Source organism: Methylobacterium gnaphalii (genome assembly GCF_007992215.1).
Lineage (GTDB): Bacteria > Pseudomonadota > Alphaproteobacteria > Rhizobiales > Beijerinckiaceae > Methylobacterium > Methylobacterium gnaphalii.
The window spans coordinates 1-19,757 of the sequence record NZ_BJZV01000012.1 but is presented as its reverse complement, the minus strand read 5'-3'; the positions used below and the strand labels follow the sequence as shown (position 1 = coordinate 19,757).

At 66.4% G+C, this 19,757-nt stretch carries 17 protein-coding genes and 1 tRNA gene; 10 read left to right on the top strand and 8 right to left on the bottom strand.

Annotated features, from left to right (window positions below):
* Nucleotides 1–6: 6 nt before the first annotated feature.
* Together MGN01_RS11660 and MGN01_RS23550 are read right to left on the bottom strand one after the other, a co-directional pair.
* The gene (locus MGN01_RS11660) at nt 7–324 is read right to left on the bottom strand and encodes a hypothetical protein (protein ID WP_147046792.1); all 318 of its coding nucleotides are present in this window, start codon (nt 322–324) and stop codon (nt 7–9) included.
* A 39-nt stretch (nt 325–363) separates the two neighbouring features.
* Complete coding sequence (locus MGN01_RS23550; RefSeq protein ID WP_170245951.1) at nt 364–513, bottom strand: hypothetical protein; 150 nt, start codon at nt 511–513, stop codon at nt 364–366.
* A 167-nt stretch (nt 514–680) separates the two neighbouring features.
* On the opposite strand from MGN01_RS23550, the gene MGN01_RS11655 reads away from it, so the two are divergent.
* Together MGN01_RS11655 and MGN01_RS11650 are read left to right on the top strand one after the other, a co-directional pair.
* Complete coding sequence (locus tag MGN01_RS11655; RefSeq protein ID WP_147046791.1) at nt 681–998, top strand: hypothetical protein; 318 nt, start codon at nt 681–683, stop codon at nt 996–998.
* Between the two features lie 136 nt (nt 999–1,134).
* The gene (locus MGN01_RS11650) at nt 1,135–2,343 is read left to right on the top strand and encodes a GNAT family N-acetyltransferase (protein WP_147046790.1); all 1,209 of its coding nucleotides are present in this window, start codon (nt 1,135–1,137) and stop codon (nt 2,341–2,343) included.
* Here MGN01_RS11650 and MGN01_RS11645 read toward each other — a convergent pair.
* The 6 genes from MGN01_RS11645 to MGN01_RS11615 form a co-directional block, all read right to left on the bottom strand.
* Entirely contained in the window at nt 2,315–3,523 is a 1,209-nt protein-coding gene (locus MGN01_RS11645) for a glycosyltransferase family 4 protein (RefSeq protein ID WP_238257986.1), read from the bottom strand. The two genes, MGN01_RS11650 and MGN01_RS11645, sit on opposite strands and share 29 nt — an antisense overlap.
* On the bottom strand, nt 3,520–4,770 hold the full coding sequence (locus MGN01_RS11640) for a glycosyltransferase family 4 protein (RefSeq protein WP_147046789.1): 1,251 nt from the start codon (nt 4,768–4,770) through the stop codon (nt 3,520–3,522). The genes MGN01_RS11645 and MGN01_RS11640 overlap by 4 nt, the downstream gene beginning before the upstream one ends.
* 32 nt (nt 4,771–4,802) lie before the next feature.
* Nucleotides 4,803–5,612, bottom strand: a complete 810-nt coding sequence (locus MGN01_RS11635; RefSeq protein ID WP_170245949.1) for a polysaccharide deacetylase family protein — start codon at nt 5,610–5,612, stop codon at nt 4,803–4,805.
* Complete coding sequence (locus MGN01_RS11630; RefSeq protein WP_170245947.1) at nt 5,609–6,781, bottom strand: O-antigen ligase family protein; 1,173 nt, start codon at nt 6,779–6,781, stop codon at nt 5,609–5,611. The genes MGN01_RS11635 and MGN01_RS11630 overlap by 4 nt, the downstream gene beginning before the upstream one ends.
* A 311-nt stretch (nt 6,782–7,092) precedes the next feature.
* Entirely contained in the window at nt 7,093–10,416 is a 3,324-nt protein-coding gene (locus MGN01_RS11625; protein ID WP_238257988.1) for a glycosyltransferase family 2 protein, read from the bottom strand.
* 226 nt (nt 10,417–10,642) lie between these two features.
* Nucleotides 10,643–11,536 carry a class I SAM-dependent methyltransferase gene (locus tag MGN01_RS11615; RefSeq protein WP_147046786.1) on the bottom strand — a complete coding sequence of 298 codons (894 nt, stop codon included), beginning with the start codon at nt 11,534–11,536 and terminating at the stop codon, nt 10,643–10,645.
* Between the two features lie 154 nt (nt 11,537–11,690).
* Between MGN01_RS11615 and MGN01_RS11610 the strand changes: the two genes are divergently transcribed.
* The 8 genes from MGN01_RS11610 (at nt 11,691) to eutC (ending at nt 19,482) form a co-directional block, all read left to right on the top strand.
* Nucleotides 11,691–11,767, top strand: a tRNA-Arg gene (locus tag MGN01_RS11610).
* 41 nt (nt 11,768–11,808) lie between these two features.
* Nucleotides 11,809–12,408 (top strand): cysteine hydrolase family protein, encoded by a 600-nt coding sequence (locus MGN01_RS11605; RefSeq protein ID WP_147046785.1) that lies wholly within the window; start codon nt 11,809–11,811, stop codon nt 12,406–12,408.
* An 80-nt stretch (nt 12,409–12,488) separates the two neighbouring features.
* Nucleotides 12,489–14,249 (top strand): ubiquinone-dependent pyruvate dehydrogenase, encoded by a 1,761-nt coding sequence (poxB, locus tag MGN01_RS11600; RefSeq protein ID WP_147046784.1) that lies wholly within the window; start codon nt 12,489–12,491, stop codon nt 14,247–14,249.
* 113 nt (nt 14,250–14,362) lie between these two features.
* Nucleotides 14,363–15,106: a (Fe-S)-binding protein gene (locus MGN01_RS11595; RefSeq protein ID WP_147046783.1), complete on the top strand. Its 744-nt coding sequence runs from the start codon at nt 14,363–14,365 to the stop codon at nt 15,104–15,106.
* Complete coding sequence (locus MGN01_RS11590) at nt 15,103–16,668, top strand: lactate utilization protein B (RefSeq protein ID WP_147046782.1); 1,566 nt, start codon at nt 15,103–15,105, stop codon at nt 16,666–16,668. Before MGN01_RS11595 ends, MGN01_RS11590 begins: the two co-directional genes overlap by 4 nt.
* Complete coding sequence (locus tag MGN01_RS11585) at nt 16,665–17,255, top strand: LutC/YkgG family protein (RefSeq protein ID WP_147046781.1); 591 nt, start codon at nt 16,665–16,667, stop codon at nt 17,253–17,255. Before MGN01_RS11590 ends, MGN01_RS11585 begins: the two co-directional genes overlap by 4 nt.
* A gap of 68 nt (nt 17,256–17,323) precedes the next feature.
* Nucleotides 17,324–18,706 carry an ethanolamine ammonia-lyase subunit EutB gene (locus tag MGN01_RS11580; protein WP_147046780.1) on the top strand — a complete coding sequence of 461 codons (1,383 nt, stop codon included), beginning with the start codon at nt 17,324–17,326 and terminating at the stop codon, nt 18,704–18,706.
* Nucleotides 18,703–19,482, top strand: coding sequence for an ethanolamine ammonia-lyase subunit EutC (gene eutC, locus MGN01_RS11575; protein WP_147046779.1), 780 nt, complete (start codon nt 18,703–18,705; stop codon nt 19,480–19,482). Before MGN01_RS11580 ends, eutC begins: the two co-directional genes overlap by 4 nt.
* Nucleotides 19,483–19,757: the final 275 nt, after the last annotated feature.

The window sequence follows — 19,757 nt, the reverse complement described above, 5'->3', positions numbered from 1 at the left end:
GGACAGTCAGCTGAGGCCAGCGTACCACGCGGCGTAGGGCGTATTCTTGACCAGGTGCCTGTTGAGGTCAGGTGATCCGTCGGTCCACCAGACTGGCCCGCGTTCACCGAGCCCGTGCTTCGCCGCATCGACGGCACTTCGGGCCTCGGCGAGGGCACTGGCGTCACCGCTTTGTTTGGCTGCGCGGACAGAACGGCGGCCATTCATGAGTTGCCGCACGAGGCGGTCGCGCTCGGGCGGCGTGAGATCCGGCCGCTGGCGGCGCCAGAGCCGGCCGCGTACGACGATGTAGCGGCCATCCGGGGTTGCCAGAACGCTTGCCATGGCGCTTCCGCGGCGAGGACCGAGGGTCGCGGGCGCGGATCAGCCAGCGCCGTAGCCGCCTTTCCTGTTGTCAGCAGGCTTTCGGTCGTCCGGCTCCTTCTTGCCCACGGACGACGGCGCGGTCGGGCCGCCGGTATCCGGCACCTTCGGGGTATCCTTCGTCGGTTGGGCGGGCTTCGTTGTCGCCATGGCGGGCTCCTCGGGATGCTCCTCGGGATACCGAAGAGAGCGCAGGCCGGCCTCGAAGGTTCCGTATTCCCTGCCTCTGCCGCATCGTGCCGAGCTGGCGCATGGGGGAAGGCTCTGACGGACCTGAGACCGGCTGCCTTTGTCGCCCGGTGAGGTTATAAAGCTGAATGAACAACGTGATCCGACCGACCTTCGGCACGCGCCCGAAGACCGACGCCCCGTCACCGCCGGCGGCTGAACACCGTGCCTTGCGCATCTTCGGTCAGGCTGCGGGCTACACCGTCGCGCTCATCCAGGATGACGACGACCGTACCGGCCCTGCGCTCAAGGTCGTGGTCGGCCCGACCACGGGCAATGAGGTCGAGGCCGTTGCGATTCTGCCGGCTTTGCCGGAAGGCGAGGCGGATGCCGACGTGGTCGGCATGGCGATTCTCAGGACGTTGGAAGTGATCGAGGCCGCCGGGCACGATCCGGAGATTGCGTGAGCTGTCAGGTTTTGCGTCGCGCCATCTTCACCATGCGGTGCAATCTTCTTGCGGCGGGCGAGAACGCTTGTCCCACGCCGGGCTTGAGCCTCACATCATCCGGCGAGCAGTGCTGTACCGAGCCTAAGGAATCGACGTGCTCCGGTTGGATCCCGAAGCTGTGAACACGGCCTCGACCGGGCTCGGCCCGATCGACGATCTGCAGGTGCGCGTGGCCGATGCGCCCTCGGCCTTCCCGGACTGGCCGCGCACCGGCGAGCCCAGACAGGCGCGCTGCCACGTCTTCCAATGCGCCGACGTCCTGGAGGTCTGGCTCGACACGATCGGCCGGGCGCGGCGCATTCGCCCGCTTTTCGTGGGTGTCTCGACCGCGGCCGGAGCCACGGTGATGCTGCTGCCGCTCGGGATCGAGCGCGTGCGCGGGATCCGCGTGCTCGGTTTCCTCGACGGAACGGTGGTCGATTACAGTCAGCCGGTGCTGTTCCCCTCCGCGGCGCAGATCGACGGCGCGGCGATGACGCGGCTCTGGCAGCGCATCCGATCCGCCTTGCCCGGATTCGACGTCGCACTGCTCGACAAGATGCCGGTCGAGATCGGCGGCCAAGCCAACCCACTGATGCATCTCGGTGCCGAGGCCATGCCCGTCTCGGGCCACGTCATGAGCCTGTCCGGCAGTCGCGAAGAGCTCGAGGCACGCATTCCAGTCTCGAAGCGTCACCAGCGCTACATGCGCCAGCTCACCAAGGATCAGTCGGTCGCGCTGGAGGTGGCCGAGACGGCCGAGCGGGCTCGGGTCTTCCTCGACGACATGATCGAGAACAAGACGCGCAAGTTTCACGAGACCCGCGTTCCGGGCTTCGAGGTTCCAGGCAAGCGCGCCTTCTACGACGAGGCGACGCGGCGGCTGCCGAACCTCGCTCCGATCCACCTTTCGGCAGTGAGGGCGGGCGAGACGGTGGTGGCGAGCCACTGGGGCCTCATCTTCGGCGACCGGTTCTACTTCCTGATGACCGCCTATGCCGGGGGCGAGTGGCGCAAATACTCACCCGGCCGCATCCTCAACGACGAGCTGATCCGCTGGTGTCATGCCAACGGCTACCGCTGGTTCGACTTCGGCATCGGCGATGAGGTCTACAAGGACGAGTATTGCGACATCGTCGTGCCGCTTCACGTCGCGGTGATCCCGGTGACCCTGCGGGGCCGGCTCTATGTCCGGTCCGGTGCGGTGCTCGAGCGCCTTCGCGCGTCGCAACTCTGGCAGCGGCTGCGGCCCTATAAGTGGGTGATCCTGCGCACGCTGAGGCGTAGCCCGGCGCCTACGGTGAAGGGCGGGGAATCGGAATGAGGCCGTCGGTGTCGGGCTCGCGGTCCTCGTTCTGGTGCAGACTCTCGTAGATCCGGCGGATCTCCCCGGCGATCGTGTCCCAGTCGTAGGCGTGGCTCACCCGCGCCCGTGCCGCATCTCGCTCGGCCTCGGTGAGCGGCCGCGCGCAGGAGCGGGCAATGGCGGCCGCCAGCGCTGGAATGTCGCCCACCGGCACGTAGCACTCCTCCGGCAGTCCGACCTCGCGGTTGGCGGGGATGTCGCTGGCGATCACGGGCAGGCCATCGGCCAGCGCCTCGAGCAGGGCGATCGGCAGGCCCTCATGGCTCGATGGCAGCACGAACAGCCCCGCATGCGCCCTCAACTCGCGCAGCGCGAGGCCGCTCTGGAAACCTGTGGCGACGACGCCCGGCGTCGCCTCGGCCGCCGAGAGCACGAGGCGCGAATAGGTGTCCTCGTGATCGGCCGCGCCGACGATGGCGAGTTGCCAGCCCTCGGGCGCGCCCTGGGCAAAGGCCTCGATCAGGTCGAAATGCCGCTTCTCCGGTACAAGGCGGCTGACGATGACGACGTAGCGCCCGGGCGTCAGGCCGAAACGCTCCAGGGCGCCCGTGCTGGTGGGCCGAGCCTGCGGCGTCACGCCGTTCGGCACGGTGGCGACGGGCACGCCGTAGCGCTCCGTCATGGTGCCCGCGATGGCGTGCGAGACCGCGATGCGCCGGTCGGCGAAGCGCATGCCGGCCCACTCGCCGAGCCGGAGCGCCGTCTTCGCGACACGCCCCCACTTGGCGCGGTCGTAGTCGAAGCCGTGGTGGGTGACGACGACGCGCAGGCCGAGTGCGCGGGCGACCGGAACGAGCAGCGAGGGACCGACGGCGTGGATGTGCAGGATGTCCGGCCCGCGCCGCGCCGCATGGATGACGCCGACGAAGGTGTGCACCACGGCCTCCAGCGACCGGACCCGGGGCGCCGGCAGCGGCATGACGAGAAGGCCGGACCAGCGATGCGGCCCCTTCCGCTCGACATAGGGCTGCCGCGCCAGGATCTCGACGGAGCAGCCGGCCCTGGCGAGGCGCGAGGCCAGCTCCTCGACATGGCGCTCGACGCCGCCCTGCAAGCGCGGCAAGCCGCGAAGCCCGAGCATCATGACCTTGAGCGGCCGGCCGGGCGCCCGCCGGCGCGGTTTGATCGGAGGCTTCATCGACGGCCCCCGCGCAGAGAGGCGTAGAGCGCGAGAAGACGATCCCGGTAGGCCTCGCGCGAGAAGTCGGTCTCGACCCAGAGCCGCCCGGCCCGGCCCATGGCGGAGAGCGACTCCGACGGAAGCGCGGCGAAGCGCGTGAGCGCGGCCGCGAGAGCCTCGGCGTCTCCGGGCGGCACGATGGCGCCAGTCTCGCCTTCGCGGATCATCTCCGGCAATCCGCCGATGCGGGTGCCGATCACGGGGCGCCCGAGGGCGTAGGCCTCGAGCACGCTGATCGGGGCGTTCTCGTACCAGGTTGCCGGTAGCACGACGGCACGGCAGCCGCGTATCGCCTCGTGCAGCGCCTCGCCAGTGCGGAAGCCGAGGAAGCGCACATCAGCGCCGGTCTCGGCGGCGAGCGCGCGCAGCGTCTCCTCCATCGGGCCGGTTCCGACAATCGTCACCGGCTGGCGCGACAGGGCGCCGGCCCGCACGAGTGTGTCGAGGCCCTTTTCCGGGCTGAGCCGGCCGACATAGAGGAAGCCGTCGCCCGCCTGGGTTTCCGGCCGCAGGGCTGCGGCGTCGACGAAGTTCGGCACGTGGACGAAGCGCTCGCGCGGCCAGCCCCATTCCACCAGCTTGTCGATGTAGAAACGGCTCGGGACGGCGAAGGCGTCGACGGTATCGCGATAGAGCCCGAGCGTCCGGTGGACGGTGGTTTCCAGCATGACCAGCCCGCTCAGGGGCAGCGATCCCTTGATGCAGCGGTTCACGACGACGTTATGAACGCGCCCGCCCTTGCAGCTCTCGCAGACATGGCCGTCGCGCAGCATCGTGTAGGCGGGGCAGGCGAGCTTCAGGTCGTGCACCGTCATCACAACCGGTACGCCAGCCTGGCGCAGCAGCGGCAGGAAGGACGGAGAGAGGTGGTGATAGACGTTATGCAGATGCGCCACGTCCGGCCGCGCCTCGGCCAGGATATCGCGAAGCCGGGCGCGGGCCTCGCGCGAGTAGATGATGCTCGCGGCATGCCGTAGCCGCGTCAGCGGCCCGTAGGCGTGGCCGAACTCGATCTCCTCAACGAAGTGGCGCTCGTGGGCCGAGGGCAGGTTGCGTGGGTGACGCATGGCGAAGGGCACCACGTCCCAGCCAATCTCCTCGAACAGGCGGTTCTGTTCGAGGAAGACCACCTCCGCGCCGCCGCGGCGGTAATGGTAGTTGTTGATCGACAAGAGCCGTCCGCCCGACGGCGAAGCCGCAGGCATGTCTTCGAGACCGGTCCTTTGGGCGAGGGCCATCATGCCGTGCCCGCCGCGTTACCGCCGATCACCTGCCGCAGGGCCTCGCGCATGGTGACGATGGTTGCGCCCTCGGCGCGCGCCTCGGCGACGGCAAGGCGCAGCAGGTCCGGGTGGCAGCCATAGGGCTCCGGGTACTCGCTGACGCCGTGGCTGAAGAAGATCAGCCAGCCGCGCGTCGCGACCGTCCGGGCGATCCAGCCGCGCATCATCGCCTCATCGCAGTACCCGTCGGCGAGCTCGACCGCGCGCAGGAAGCCGAGATCGATCCGCCCGGTATTGATCCCCGGCACACCGCCGCGGCAGCTCGCGAAATGCCGCTCGAGCTGCCGCTTGGCCCTCAGCGAGGTCGTGTTGAACGGGTAGGCGAAGTTCGTCGGCGCGATCTGCGGCGCCACCCCGGCGAGGAAGGCGGCGTTGCGCGCGAGATCGTCGGCGAGCGCCGGCCTCGACAGGCCTGAGACGGCCCGGTGCGAGAAGGTGTGGCAGCCAATCTCGTGGCCGCGGCGATGCAGGTCGCCGCACTGCTCCGCCGTAACGAGGCGCCGCCCCGGCTCGACCGTCCCGACAAGACCGCCGGCGATGTAAAACGTGCCGCGCGCGCCGCTCTGTTCGAGGATCGCGGCACCGCGCTCCGCGGCTGTCGCCGGGATATCGTCGAAGGTGAAGCTGACCAGCGGCGGATGTGGCCGCGCCTGCACCGTCCGCGTGCGGATCGTGCGCGCGGCGAGCCGCGCAAGACGAAGCCGCAGCGGCTCACGGTCGGCCTGGCTGACAACGCGCCCGAGTTCTGCGCTTCGCGAACTCATGGCGTGGACACCGATCGGCTGCGATGGCGCGCTTTGGCTTGGAACTGCAGGCCGAGAATGGCCATCAGGAACATGAACCAGACCGGACCGCCATTCGTGAAGAAAAACGTCTCCAGTCCGGCAAAGAACACGCCGTAGATCCACAGTTGTGTGAAGAACAAAGCCGTCACCGGATCGCTCTGGGCGTCTTCGATGATCTTCAAATTTCGAATCGGCTCGACGATGAAGAGCCATACGACGATGCAAAGACCAGGAAAGCCGGTGCCGAGGAGGACGTCCAGGTAGCCGTCATGTGAGTTCGCTGCGCGGTTGGCCCAACTCGTGCTCTCGCCGAAGAAGACATCCTCGGAGCCCCAGAATGCCTCGAAGCCGCTCCCGAAGATCGGTCGCGCGGCGACGGCCGAGAAGGCGAAGCGCCAGATGTCGGTGCGGTTCGTGAAGGACGGGTCGGCCATGACGCTCGCATTGAACGAGGCGACCACTGGCACCAGCACCGAACCGACGGTGAGAAGAAGGAGAAGGCTGAGAAGGCCGCCGACGACGAGGAGGCGCCGGGAGGTCGAGCGCAGCTTCGATATCACCCAGGCGAGGAGAAGGCTCGGCAACAGGAGCGCGATCGAGGTCTTCGCCATGGAGCATACGAGAAAGAGCGCCGCGGCCGCCGTAATGAACCAACCGACAAAGGCGCTTCGCCTGCGGGCGACATAGAGGCCCATGAAGACGCACATCACCATGGCCGCGCCCGCACCGTTCTTATGCGTGAACGGGCCGCGCCAATGGCCGGCATGTTCCGGCTCCAGAAGCTCACCGGCTTGGTGAACCGCATAGTGCGGCGCCAGCATCACGCCGCCATACGAAATCACCAGAACGATCAGTGCCGCCGCTGCGATCAGGTCTGCGAAGCGCTCGACGTCCTTGGGCAATAGCAGGGTGACGGCGACAATCACGAAGACGATCGCCGTCAACACGACGCGGCGGCCGGACAGGCTGGGATCGATGGATGTGGCCGTCGAGACCACGAGCCAGGCGAAGAGAAGGATCAGCGGTGTGTTGAGGACCGGGGTGAACCAACGCTTCTGCGCGTAGACGGCGTAGAGAACGAGACTTCCGGCGAGGCCGATCACGACAGCCTGATTGGCGGTATTGGAACCCGTCTGCGGAAGGAGCACGGCGGGGTCCGTCAAATCGACGAACGGCGTGATCGAGATCCAGAAGAAGAGGAAAACCGCCAGGAACAGCGTCGTCGCGACGACGTCGTCTGCCGTGATCGACGAACCGAATGGGAGACCCGGCGACTGCGCGGTCGCGGAAAGACCATCGGAAGCGGGTGCCCGCGATGGGGACGACTGCGACGATGGCGCATCATCGGGTTGCAAGCCGGAAGGCAGGCGCGCGCGGCCGTCCTCCAACGGAGCTAGAGCAGCTCCATCGCCGCATGTTCCGCCGGCCGGCCGCGCTGTAATGAAGGCGCGTGATCGCCTCATCGCAGCGCCTCAAGCAAGAAGAAGGTCGTGGGGCCGTGACTCGTCGCGGCGTTGTCGAGATCGAGCACGACGTCGTGCCCGCCCGTCGTCAGATGCAGCGCGCTTCCGGGTGATCCGTCGAGGTGCAGCGATCGACCCTGCCAGCGGGTCGTCGTCTCGGATGCGAGCCTGATGCGGGCCGTCTGCCGGGCCAGGAGCACCGGCATTCTGCCGAAATCCTCGACGACCCGGCGCTCGGTGTCGCGGAAGCGCATCCTGGTATTCATGGCGTCGGTCGCGAAGATCAGCAGTACGCGCCGCGACCTCGCCAGATCGCGCCCATCGAGCGCGCTCGCGGCGAGGAGGGCCGGACCGCTCGCGGCCTCGATCGTCAAGGGGCCGAGCTGCAGCGGAACGGGTGCGGCGGCATAGCTTGCCGCGACCGTCCGCGGAGTGACGACGCGCGCGAGACGATTCTGCGTATCGAGACGGATCTCACGGCCCGCGCTTTCGAAGACGCCGCTGGATGCACTCGTCGCGTTGTTGCTCTCGATCCCGCCGTCACGGCGCAACGCGTCGACGCGATCGGCGAAGCTGTCTGCAGCGGTGTGTGCGCGGCGAGGAAGAATCGCGACGCCATCGGGTGCAGGGCCCGATAGGAGGCCGAAGCGCGTCAGCAAGCCGAGTTCGGTCATCGCGTCCGGCAGCCGACCCTGACCGTCTTCGGTGACGTCGGCAAAAGACTGGAAGGGAAGCGCGACGCCGGTTCTGGCTTGGGCTACGTCGCCCCGGCGATACAGCAGTGCAGCCAGCGTCTCGCCGGCTCGCGCCACGGGATCGAGCGAGATGCCGTAAGGCAGCATGGCTCGCTTGTGCGGCCAGGGCTGATCGAAACTCAGGTCGATCGGACCCGATCCATGGCGACAGATGGCATCCCAACCCTGCAATGCTGCGTAGGCAGGACCCACGAGGCCGGCTTCACGGCGGAACTGGTTCCAGAAGAGGTGGTCGTATTCCGTTACGACGAAGGGCCGGCCGTAGCGACGGCGCGCGATGAGCTCCCGCAGATAATCCGCCCTTGTGTCGAGGGAGCTCTGCTGCGTGATCGTCGTGCCCGGATCGAGCGAGGGCACCTCGTCGAAATAGGCGTTCATGCTGACGACCGGCAGGCCGATCCGGCTGACATCCGTCTCGGTCGTGAACCAGTTGTTGTAGGCGGTGACGAGGCCGCCATAGCCGAGTTTCGCAATCTCGGCCTTCATCCAGGCCAGGGTGTCCGCTTCCAGCGACACGAAGAAACGCTGGAGGTCCCGCATGCGCGGACCCCGCTCGGTCCGACTGCTCGGCAGGCTCACATTGCGCGTTTCAATGGACTCACCGGGGGGGAGGCTCTTCCACTCAGCGCGCAGGGCAGCCGTGTTTCCGTAGGTCTTCTCGAGCCAGGCGTTGAAGGGCTGGCGAAGCTTGTCGGGGTAGGGCTTGCCCGCCGACGGCTCGGCGAGGATCGTCGTGAACTCGACGGTATTCTCGTTGACGAGAACGACGAGGGCCAAGGCTGGATCGGCCAAGGTCGTCAATCCCGTATAGGGATTCACGCCGCCATAAATCGCCTCCACGAGCCGCCGCCAGTGAAGGCGGGCTGTCTTGTCGACATGGACGGCGAGCTTCAGATCCTTCTCGTTGCCCCAGCGATCGTCGACGCCGCCGAGGCCGCCGGCCTTGGACGTCATGCCGTCGATCATCCAGTAGATGCCGTTCCGCTTCAATGCGGCCAGCAAGTAGTGGAACCGGTCGAACTGCTCGGGATCGAGATCGAAGTCGTTTGCCCGCCCGTTCATCAGGATGGCGTCGGCGAAGTGCAGCCGGGCGATGTTGTAGCCGTGGATGCGCAGCTGGCGCGCGTAACGGTCGGCGGTGGGCTTGTCGGGGTAGCTGCCGGAGGCGGGGCTCCAGGCGAGCGAGGCGCACAGGAACCGGATGCGGGCATCCGGCCTGTCGGCGAGCGCGAGCTGGCCGGCCGGGTTGGCGATCACGCGGCCGCTTCCACCGGCGGGGCCGGGCGGCGAGAGGGCAGAAAAATCGAGCGGGCTGCCCTCGGCGATGGCGAGGTTGCGGTCCTTGACCGGAACCCATCGCGTCTCTGCCTGCCTGGCATCGGCGGGTCTCCCGGCAAGAGCCGAGGCGGCCGCAGCGATCGCCAGACAGACCACAACGGCTTGGGCCGGCCGGAGTGACGGCGATGGGCTGCGCGCCGTCGCGGCGACGCTGCCCGATTCGGCCATCGTGCTCGCGATCCACTCCCCCGGCGGGATTCTCGATCGAAGGAAGCCTCGGGCCATGCCGAAGGCGTGGGCGTTCCAGGCGACGAAGGCGTAGAGCCCGAGCGCAGCCGAGCGGTAGCGCAGGCCCAGGACCGCGATCGGCAGGGCCATCAGACCAGCAAGCGAGGCAAATTTCGCCCAGCCGGGAACCGCCACGGCGATGCCGGCCGCGATGAGCCAGCCGCAATAGACGCCAAGCCAGAGCCGAATTTCGGGAAGGTCCCGCAGGGTCGTCCCCAGATGCAGTTGACCGAGTGCGGCCCTCAACAGCTCGCCGATCCCGTCGAGGTATCGGCTGCGGATACGCCGCCGCAGCAAGGCGTAGCCGCCGATCACATGGCCATGATGGTCGACGAAGGGAGCGTCCAGACGGTGGAGCGACCATCCCGCCGCGCGAAGCCGCACGGCAAGATCGAATTCCTCGTAGCCGTGCAGGTTCCGGTCGCTGAAATGGCCGACACCCGCGATGGCCTCCCGGCGGTAGAGACCGCCGCCGTTCAATCGGTCGACCGGCCCGGCCCGAAGGTCGGCCGCACCGCGGATGGCCCGGCGCTTGAACTCGAGGTTCACGACATTGACGTCGCGCACCCCGCCGCCGACGCCGGCTGCGCGCGGATGCTCCTCGAGGTACCGCATCCCGGCATTCAGGAAGTCCCGGTCGAGCACCATGTCGCCGTCGATGAGGCAGACGAACTGGCCGCGGGCATACTGATAGCCGAGCTGAGGCCCGACCCCACAACCGCGCGGTACATCGTCCGCCAGCCGGGCGACACGCGCGCCGCCGGCCAGGGCAATCTCGACGGTGCGGTCCGTCGACCGGCTGTCGGCCAGCACCACCTCGCCCGCGCCCCAACCGGCCGTTTCGGCGACGCGCAGGGCTTCCCACGCGCTCTCCACCGCGCGGCGGATATGCGCCTCCTCGTTGAGGGCTTTGATGATCACAGTGATCATGTTCTCAGCGCGCACAGTGCCCGGGGCGCCATGCAGGTTCAGATGCCCGTCCGTCGGAATGCCGTCCATGCCTCTCATCCCGCCGCCGGCGATGTCGGAAGCCGTGCCAGATAAGTCGACATGCCCAGCTCTTTCACCCCCGGGCAGGCCGCGATACCCGATCTTCGTACTTAAGCAGTTCTTACTTCCATCTGAGAGTTCGACGTATCGGTCTGACGAGATTTAACAAACCGACAGAACCAATCGTGGTCTTTCATAGCATATCTAACTAAATGCTGTGGAAGATTCCCGCGATTTATCGTTTCACGGCGCGGACGAAGCCGGTCAGGACGTGCATGTCCGCGGAAGAACTCTGGAAATTCGCGTCGAGGCCCGATGTGCTCCAGGCGATGTAGCCCGGATCGGCGACGTCGACGGGACGGATTTCGGCATCCGCCCAGCCGAACTTTTCCAGAATCCGGAGGTAGTCGGCCGGTCGCTGCCGGTTCGGCTGGCCCGGGAAGGACAGGCTCCGATAGAGGCCCGGCGAGAACCGATAGATGCTGTTAGGATCGCGCCCGCGAACCCCCCGCGTATGCGTCTGAAAATCGATGCCTGCCAGGAAGATAGCACCCGATCGGGCGACTTCGCTCACTTGGCCGAGTACACGCTCGATATCATCGAAATGCTCGAAGGCCGCTGAGCTCAAGATGAGGTCGAACGAACGACCAGCGGCCCCGTGCACGATATCGAAGCTGGGATCGACAACGTATGTGATCGGGTCCGATCGCCCGCTGACCAGCCCATCGACGGCATCACGAAGCCGCGCCTGATCGAGTTCAGGACCCTGCACGGTCTGCGTCAGCACCCAATAGAACTCGGACGGTGTGCGTTTTGCGAGGGCGAATGCGTCGATGGCGCGGTAGGAGCGGGCGCCGAGGCCTACGAGCAGAACGCCCGTGCCGAGGGTGGCGCCAGGACCAAGCTCTAAGATGTCGAGGCCTGTCAGACCGTATGGTTGGCCGTCCTGGCCCGCGAGATGACGGCGCCAATCCTCGACGATCTCGTGCACATGCGTGACGGCCGTCGGCCAGTCATCCGGTGAGAAGTCCGTCGGACGCGTATAGCCGCCGATGCGATGACGCAGGCTCGCCGCAGCGAGCGCCGCGAGGCCGAGAGCGTAGTGGAAGCCGTTCCGTAGCGAGGTCACACGCTGCTGGTACAGCGTGCCCCAAGCTTGAGTAAGACGTGCGCGGACATATCAACATCTGTGCGGAGCGATGCTCTCGCAGGCAGGCAGGCGCGGCCGCTCGGAGGGTTGACCGAGAAAGCCCCGCGTGGCTTCTGCCCTTTCGGGCATGTCAGACTCCGTAGCTCAGCTGGATAGAGCAGCCGCCTTCTAAGCGGCAGGTCGTTGGTTCGAACCCAACCGGGGTCGCCATTGCCTCTCAAGCCAAGACAACGCCGCAAGGAAGGCCGCCGATGTCGGATCTCAAGACTCTTCGCGATGTCTCCGGTCTCGGCCCGAACCCGGCGCCGTTGCGCGGCTCGGCGCTGCTGATGATTGATCTGCAGAACACCTATCGCGAAGGCTTGATGCAGCTCTCGGGCGTCGAGCCGGCGATCATTGAGGCTAAGGCGCTGCTCGATCGCGCCCGCAAGGCCGGCATTCCGATCTTTCACATCCGCCACAATGCCGGGGCCGGCTCGCCCTACGATGTCGAGACGCGGATCGGTCAGATCAGTGATGAGGTCGCACCGCAGGGCGACGAGCCGGTAATCACCAAAGGCTATCCGAGTTCCTTTGTCGGCACCGACCTACAGGCGCGGCTGGAGACGGCCAGCGTAAAGAACCTGATCATCACCGGGTTCATGACGCATATGTGCGTGAACTCGACCGCGCGTGGGGCCTTCAATCTTGGTTTCTCGCCAACCGTCGTGGCCGCCGCTACGGCGACACGGGATCTGCCTTCGGCCGACGGATCCGTCGTGAAGGCTGAAGCTCTGCAGGCAGCAAGCCTCGCAGCGCTCGGCGACCTCTTCGCGGTGGTGGCGCCGCGGCATACTGATATTCCGGACTGATCCCGCGCCCATCGCATCAGTTGGCGCGGAACACCCCGGCGCCTCGGCTGTTCAGGCTCCAAGCAGCAGGAGCCGGACCGATGGCCATCAACAACGTCGCCGACTTCTTCGTCGAGACTCTCGTTCAGGCCGGCATCGAACGAGTCTATGGCCTCGTCGGCGACAGCCTGAATGCGATCACGGAGTCGATCCGGACCCGCGAGGGCATCGACTGGGTCCATGTCAGGCACGAGGAAGTCGCGGCATTCGCTGCCGGTGCCGAAAGCCAGGTCACCGGCAAACTGGCGGTTTGTGCAGGGTCGTGTGGCCCGGGCAACCTCCACCTGATCAACGGACTTTTCGACTGCCATCGCACCCGGGTGCCGGTGCTTGCCATCGCGGCGCATATCCCCTCGGCAGAGATCGGCTCAGGCTATTTCCAAGAGACACACCCGCAGAATCTGTTCCGCGAGTGCAGCCACTATTGCGAGCTGGTTTCCGACGCATCCCAGCTTCCGCAAGTGATCGAAGCCGCGATCCGCGCCGCCGTCGGCCAGAGCGGCGTCGCGGTCATCGTCATCCCCGGCGACGTGGCCATGGCCGACGCGCCTGCACGCGGTGTCGCGTCTGTTGCCGGCCTGATCCCACGCAAGCCGGTGGTTCGTCCGGCCGAGCCAGATCTCGATGCTCTGGCCGAGCTTCTGAACGGTTCGTCGCGCGTGACGCTGCTGTGTGGGCGCGGATGCGCGGGGGTGCATGGCGGTCTGCTGCGCCTCGCCGAGAGGCTGAAAAGCCCGATCGTGCACGCGCTCGGCGGCAAGGAGCACGTGGAATACGACAATCCCTACGATGTCGGCATGACCGGGCTGATCGGGTTCTCCTCAGGCTACGCCGCGATGATGAGCTGCGACGTACTTCTGATGCTCGGCACTGACTTTCCCTACCGTCAGTTCTACCCGGGCGACGCCAAGATTGCGCAGGTCGACATCCGGCCAGAAAATCTCGGGCGGCGCTGCAAGCTCGATCTCGCCCTCGTCGGCGATGTCGGCGCCACGATCAACGCGTTGCTGCCGAAGCTGCGCGGAAAGACCGATCGCTCATTCCTCGACGATAGTCTGAGGCACTACGAGAAGGCCCGCGAAGGACTCGACGAGCTCGCGACGCCGAAGCCCGTGCGCGGCTGGCTTGGGTTGAAGCGCGACAAGCCGATCATCCATCCGCAATATGTCGCAAAGGTCGTCAGCGATGTCGCGGCGGATGATGCGGTGTTCACGGCTGATGTCGGCACGCCGACGATTTGGGCAGCGCGCTATCTCAAGATGAATGGACGGCGCCGCCTGCTAGGCTCCTGGGTGCATGGCTCGATGGCGAACGCCATGGCGCAGTCGATTGGCGCGCAGGCGGCTGACCGCAATCGGCAGGTGGTCTCGCTCTCGGGCGATGGCGGCTTCGCCATGCTGATGGGTGACCTGCTGACGCTGCGCCAGGAGGAGCTTCCGGCCAAGATCGTCGTGTTCAACAATGGCTCGCTCGGCTTCGTCGAAATGGAGATGAAGGCTGCCGGCTACATCGAGACAGGCGTCGGGCTCGAGAACCCGGATTTCGCGGCGGTGGCGCGAGCCGTCGGCGTCCACGGCGTGCGGGTCGAAGAACCTGGCGAACTCGAAGCTGCAGCACGCGACGTGTTCGCGCATGACGGGCCAGCCCTACTGGATGTGGTCGTGGCCCGGAACGAACTGTCGATGCCTCCCAAAATCGATGGGCAACAGGTAAGGGGGTTCAGCCTCTATGTCCTGCGCGCCGTGATGAGTGGCCGCGGCGATTCCGTTCTCGATCTCGCCAAGACGAACCTGCTGCGCTAGATCGCCCAGGTTACAAAGGTTCCAGTCTACCGCACGCGACGTCGTTCCGGGCTCCGCTGTGCGGCTCGGGATGACGACGCTGAGCCTCGGACCACAATCGAGCCGGAAAACCCATGCGCGTCGGGCTGTTCGTCCCCTGTTACGTCGATGCTTTCGAGCCCGAGGTAGGTATCGCCGCGCTGGAGTTGCTGGAGCGCCTCGGCCTCAAGGTCGAATACCCCTACGACCAGACCTGCTGCGGCCAGCCTATGACGAACACTGGATGTCATGCCGAGGCCGCTGCGACCGAAGCCCTGTTCGTGAAGAATTTTTCGGCGTTCGACTATATCGTAGCGCCGTCTGGCTCCTGCGTGCATCAGGTCCGTGAGCACCTCACCGCTATACCGCAGACGGACGAGGTGAAGGCAGTTCGGGCCAGGACCTTCGAACTGGTCGAGTTCCTGCACGACATCCTGAAAATTGAGGAATTACCCTGGGCCGAGTTTCCGCACAGGGTCGCGTATCACAACAACTGCAATGCATTGCGCGGCATCCACCACGCCCGCCCGTCCGAGCTGAACAAACCGTTCTTTTCCAAGCCTCTCGACCTCCTGAAGAAGGTGAAAGGCATCGAGATCGTGGATCTCGCCCGGCCCGACGAGTGCTGTGGCTTCGGTGGAACCTTCTCGGTGTTTGAGCCCGCCGTCTCGGCCAAGATGGGATACGACAAGGTCACCGATCAGTCCAAAGCCGGCGCAGACTACGTCGTCTCCGCCGATTCCTCCTGCCTGATGCACCAGAAGGGCTGCGCTGAGCGGCTTGGCCTGCCGACGAAGTATATTCACATCGCACAGGTGCTGAACGGAGCCGCCGCATGAGCGCCGAAGGCATGCGTTCCCAGGATGACCCGCTCCACCCGCAGGTCCGGCCGCCCGACGACGAGAGTGAACGTGGCCAGGATGGTCAGCGTTTGCACCACGCAGAGGGCGCCTCGAAGCCTGTGCGTGCGCCGGCTGTTCGGGAGGCCCAGCCCCGCGGCGCCAAGATACGCGGCAACAAGCCGATCGACCAGGCCGAGGCAGCCGAGCGCTTCATCGCCGCGCCGCTGCACCAGGCCGCGCACGACGCTCGACTCTGGGACGTCCGTAAGAAGCGTGACGCCGCCACTCAGGCGATTCCGGAATGGGAAGAACTTCGCGAACTCGCCTCGCAGATCAAGACGCACACGCTGGCCAACCTCGACGCCTACCTCGAACAGTTCGAGGCGGCAGCTAAGGCGAACGGCGTCCATGTCCACTGGGCGGCGGACGGGGCCGAGCACAACCGCATCGTCCACGGCATCCTGCTAGACCACGGCGCCAAGACGCTGATCAAGTCGAAGTCGATGCTCACCGAAGAGTGCGGTTTTCGCCACTATATGGCGGCCAACGGCATCGACATCATCGAGACCGATCTCGGCGAGCGCATTCAGCAGCTCGACGAGGAGGAGCCGAGCCACGTGGTGATGCCTGCAGTCCACAAGACTCGCATCGACGTCGCCGAGGTCTTCGCCCGCACCCTCGGCACCGACCCGACCAACGACGACGCGCATTACCTCGCTGAGAGCCAGCGCGTGACGACGCGCCCGCTGATTTTGCAAGCCGATGCCGGCATGACCGGCTGCAACTTCGCCATCGCCGAGACCGGCACCGTCGTCACCTGCACCAACGAGGGCAATGCCGATCTCTCCGGCAATGTCCCGAAGCTGCAGATTCACTCCATCGGCATCGAGAAGCTGATTCCGCGGATCGAGCATCTCGGCGTGTTCATCCGCGTGCTGGCGCGGTCGGCGCTCGGCTCGACCATCACCCAGTACACCTCGCATTTCCGTGCGCCACGAAAGGGCACCGAGATGCATATGGTCCTGGTCGATAACGGCCGCTCCGCCCGGCTCGGGATGGAAGAATTCTGGACCTCGCTGAAATGCATCCGCTGCGGCGCCTGCATGAACACGTGCCCGGTCTACCGGCGCTCGGGCGGGCTCTCCTACGGCGCGACCTATTCCGGGCCGATCGGGCTGATCATCGACCCAACCTTCAACAAGCGAAAGTATTCAACCCTGCCGTTCTCCTCAACGATGAACGGCTCCTGCACCAATGTCTGCCCAGTGAAGATCAACATCCACGAGCAGATCTTCGCTTGGCGCAAGGTGCTGGCGGAGGAGCACCAGATCCCGCTGCTCAAGCAGGGCATGATGAAGGCTGCCGGCGCCGTGCTGAGCCGCCCGGCCGCCTACCGCGCCGCAATCGGCGCCGCGGATTCCGCGCTGAAGGCGCTGCCGCGCTTCGCCGTCTACAACCCGGTCAACACCTGGGGGAAGAAGCGCGAGATGCCAGAGGCGCCCAAGCAGAGCTTTCACGCCTGGTACAAGCAAAACCGCATGAAGGATGGCGCGAAATGACGAGCCGCGAGGCGACGCTTACCGCCATCCGGGCAAACCGGCCGAAGGGCGATTTTCCGCTGCCGCCGATCCCGGCCTTCGCGCCGCTGGTCGGCGAGGATCTCGTCGCCGAGTTCGGCGAGCGGCTGAAGCGCATGGGCGGCCGGATCGAACCGGTTGCCGAGGGCAACGACCCGCTGGCCGGCATCCGCGAGCGTCTTGCCGGCGCGAAAATCTTCGCCTCGGCGGTGCCCGAGGTCGCGGGCAACCGCGACCTCACGTCGGTCGCAAAGCCCGGCGATCTCGAGGACGTCGACATCGCCGTAGTGCGCGCCGCCTTCGGGATCGCGGAGTCGGGCTCCGTGCTGTTCACGCAGGCCGAGCTAATCGTGAACTCAGTCGCCTATCTCGCCCAGCACCTCATCGTACTGCTCGACCCGGCCGATCTCGTCGACACGGTGCAGTCCGCCTACCGCCGGCCGGAATTCGGTCGCTCCGCCTATGCCGTGCTCCATACCGGGCCGTCGGCCACGGCGGATATCGAGGGCGTGCTGATCCATGGCGCGCAGGGCGTGCGCTCGCTGACCGTGGTGATGCTGCCGCGCTGAGGCGGGCGAGGCTCGACAGCTGGCCCAATCCTGGCATCCTGCCGGCCGGTGATGTCAGGAGACACCGGATGGTTTTTCGCCACGTCGTCGGCCCGCGCACGCATGTCTTCGGCGACCTCGCCACGCTCATGGCCAAGGCGACGCCCGTTCGTTCCGGCGACAGGCTGGCCGGCATCGCGGCGGAGTCGGCGGAAGAAAACATGGCGGCGCGCTGGTGCCTCGCCGAGGTACCGCTCTCACAGATCCTGGCGCAGCCGCTGATCGCGTACGAGGACGACGACGTCACCCGGCTGATCCTCGACACGCACAATCAGGCTGCCTTCGCCGAGATCGCCCATCTCACCGTCGGCGATTTCCGGGAGTTCCTGCTCACGGCCTCGCCCGAGACGCTCGCCCGCATCGCGCCGGCCGTGACGCCGGAGATCGCGGCGGCGGTCTCCAAGATCATGCGCAACCAGGATCTGATCCTCGTCGCGCGCAAATGCCGGGTCGTCACCAAGTTCCGCAACACGATCGGCCTGCCAGGCACGCTGGCGGTGCGGCTGCAGCCGAACCATCCGACGGACGATCCGAAAGGCATCACCGCATCGATCCTCGACGGGCTGTCCTATGGCTGTGGCGATGCGGTCATCGGCATCAACCCGGCCTCGGATTCGATCCGCACGCTGTCAGATCTGCTGCGCCTGCTCGACGATGTGATCCAGCGGCTCGCCATCCCGACGCAGTGCTGCGTGCTCACCCACGTCACCACCACCCTCGACGCGATGAATCGCGGCCTGCCGGTGGACCTCGTCTTCCAGTCGATCGCAGGCACGCAGGCCGCCAATGCGAGTTTCGGCGTGACGCTGCCGCTCCTCAAGGAGGCGCACGAGGCGGCCCTAGCATTGAAGCGCGGGACGCTCGGCGACAACGTCATGTATTTCGAGACCGGCCAGGGCTCGGCGCTCTCGGCCGATGCGCATCACGGCATCGACCAGCAGACACTGGAGGCGCGGGCCTATGCCGTGGCTCGCGTCTACCGGCCGCTTCTGGTCAACACCGTCGTCGGCTTCATCGGCCCCGAATATCTCTACGATGGCAAGGAGATCATCCGAGCTGGGCTGGAAGACCATTTCTGCGGCAAGCTCATGGGCGTGCCTCTCGGCGTTGACGTCTGCTACACCAACCACGCCGAGGCCGATCAGGACGACATGGACACGCTGCTGACACTGCTTGGTGCGGCTGGCTGCACCTACATCATGGGCGTGCCCGGCGCCGACGACGTGATGCTGAACTATCAGTCCACCTCGTTCCACGATGCACTCTATGTGCGCGAAGTTCTTGGTCTCAAACGCGCTCCCGAATTCGAGGCCTGGCTCCAAAGCATCGGCCTGACGGACGGGCAGGGCACCTTGCTGCCTGGTGGGGCAGGCACCGCGCTGCTCACTGCTGCACCGGATCTTGCCGCGTGAGCGACGAGGATCTCTGGAGGCGGTTGTCCCGGCTGACGCCGGCCCGGATCGGCCTCGGTCGCGCCGGCGCGGGGCTTCCGACACGTGAAGTCCTGAGCTTCGGTCTCGCCCATGCCCAAGCCCGCGACGCCGTCCACGCGCCGCTCGATGCCGTCGCCGTCGTCGCCGCGATCGAGGGATTGGGGTTCTCCTCGCTCACCGTCGCATCACAGGCCGCCGACCGTGCGGCTTATCTGCGGCGTCCCGATCACGGCCGCCGGCTCTCTGAGGTAAGCGAGGCCGCGCTGAAGCAGGCCGCAGGCGAGCCTGTTGATCTCGCCATCGTGGTGGCGGATGGCCTCTCGGCTCGCGCGGTCCATGAGGGGGCGGCGGCGCTGCTGGTGGCTCTGAAGCCGCTCGTCCAGAAATCTGGCTGGAGCCTCGCGCCGGTCGTGATCGCGCTTCAGGCGCGGGTCGCTCTGGGCGATGCCGTCGGCGAATTCTTGAAGGCACGTGCCGTGGCCGTGTTGATCGGAGAGCGGCCGGGGCTCTCGTCGCCCGACAGCCTCGGCGTTTACCTCACCTTCGCTCCGCGTCACGGGCGCTCGGATGCGGAGCGCAATTGCATCTCGAACATTCGTCCGGCCGGACTCTCTTACGAGCTGGCCGCGTTCAAGCTCCACTGGCTGATCGAGCAGGCCCTGACGCGCGGGCTGACCGGCGTAAACCTCAAAGACGAGAGCGACGCGGCGCTTGAGGCGCCCGAGATGCAGGCAGAAATTGACAGTCCCCGTTGAGGCGACCTGCATGTGGCGTCTGGTTGACGCCGATGCGAGACATCATCGGTGACGTCGCGGTGATCTAGGCTGGCAAAGCAGGCTTCACGGTAAAGGGCCACCTCGGTACCGGCGCGAGATCGACCTGATTAAGCGGGGGCCAAGGGGGCACGAACTGCGCCCGCGGCAACTGCATGCTGTCGAAGCTGCTGATTACGGCGGCCTATATTGCGGAGGCAGCACACGAGGCTCACAGATTCGGCGCCCGTGTCTAGAGGCTGTTATGGACCTGTGGC

Bases quoted from the DNA above. Each gene is read 5' to 3' on its own strand.
- MGN01_RS11660 (WP_147046792.1), bottom strand. From the start codon at position 324: ATGGCAAGCGTTCTGGCAACCCCGGATGGCCGCTACATCGTCGTACGC.
- MGN01_RS23550 (WP_170245951.1), bottom strand. From the start codon at position 513: ATGGCGACAACGAAGCCCGCCCAACCGACGAAGGATACCCCGAAGGTG.
- MGN01_RS11655 (WP_147046791.1), top strand. From the start codon at position 681: ATGAACAACGTGATCCGACCGACCTTCGGCACGCGCCCGAAGACCGAC.
- MGN01_RS11645 (WP_238257986.1), bottom strand. From the start codon at position 3,523: ATGAAGCCTCCGATCAAACCGCGCCGGCGGGCGCCCGGCCGGCCGCTC.
- MGN01_RS11640 (WP_147046789.1), bottom strand. From the start codon at position 4,770: ATGCCTGCGGCTTCGCCGTCGGGCGGACGGCTCTTGTCGATCAACAAC.
- MGN01_RS11635 (WP_170245949.1), bottom strand. From the start codon at position 5,612: ATGAGTTCGCGAAGCGCAGAACTCGGGCGCGTTGTCAGCCAGGCCGAC.
- MGN01_RS11625 (WP_238257988.1), bottom strand. From the start codon at position 10,416: ATGGACGGCATTCCGACGGACGGGCATCTGAACCTGCATGGCGCCCCG.
- MGN01_RS11605 (WP_147046785.1), top strand. From the start codon at position 11,809: ATGTCGGATCTCAAGACTCTTCGCGATGTCTCCGGTCTCGGCCCGAAC.
- poxB (WP_147046784.1), top strand. From the start codon at position 12,489: ATGGCCATCAACAACGTCGCCGACTTCTTCGTCGAGACTCTCGTTCAG.
- MGN01_RS11595 (WP_147046783.1), top strand. From the start codon at position 14,363: ATGCGCGTCGGGCTGTTCGTCCCCTGTTACGTCGATGCTTTCGAGCCC.
- MGN01_RS11590 (WP_147046782.1), top strand. From the start codon at position 15,103: ATGAGCGCCGAAGGCATGCGTTCCCAGGATGACCCGCTCCACCCGCAG.
- MGN01_RS11585 (WP_147046781.1), top strand. From the start codon at position 16,665: ATGACGAGCCGCGAGGCGACGCTTACCGCCATCCGGGCAAACCGGCCG.
- MGN01_RS11580 (WP_147046780.1), top strand. From the start codon at position 17,324: ATGGTTTTTCGCCACGTCGTCGGCCCGCGCACGCATGTCTTCGGCGAC.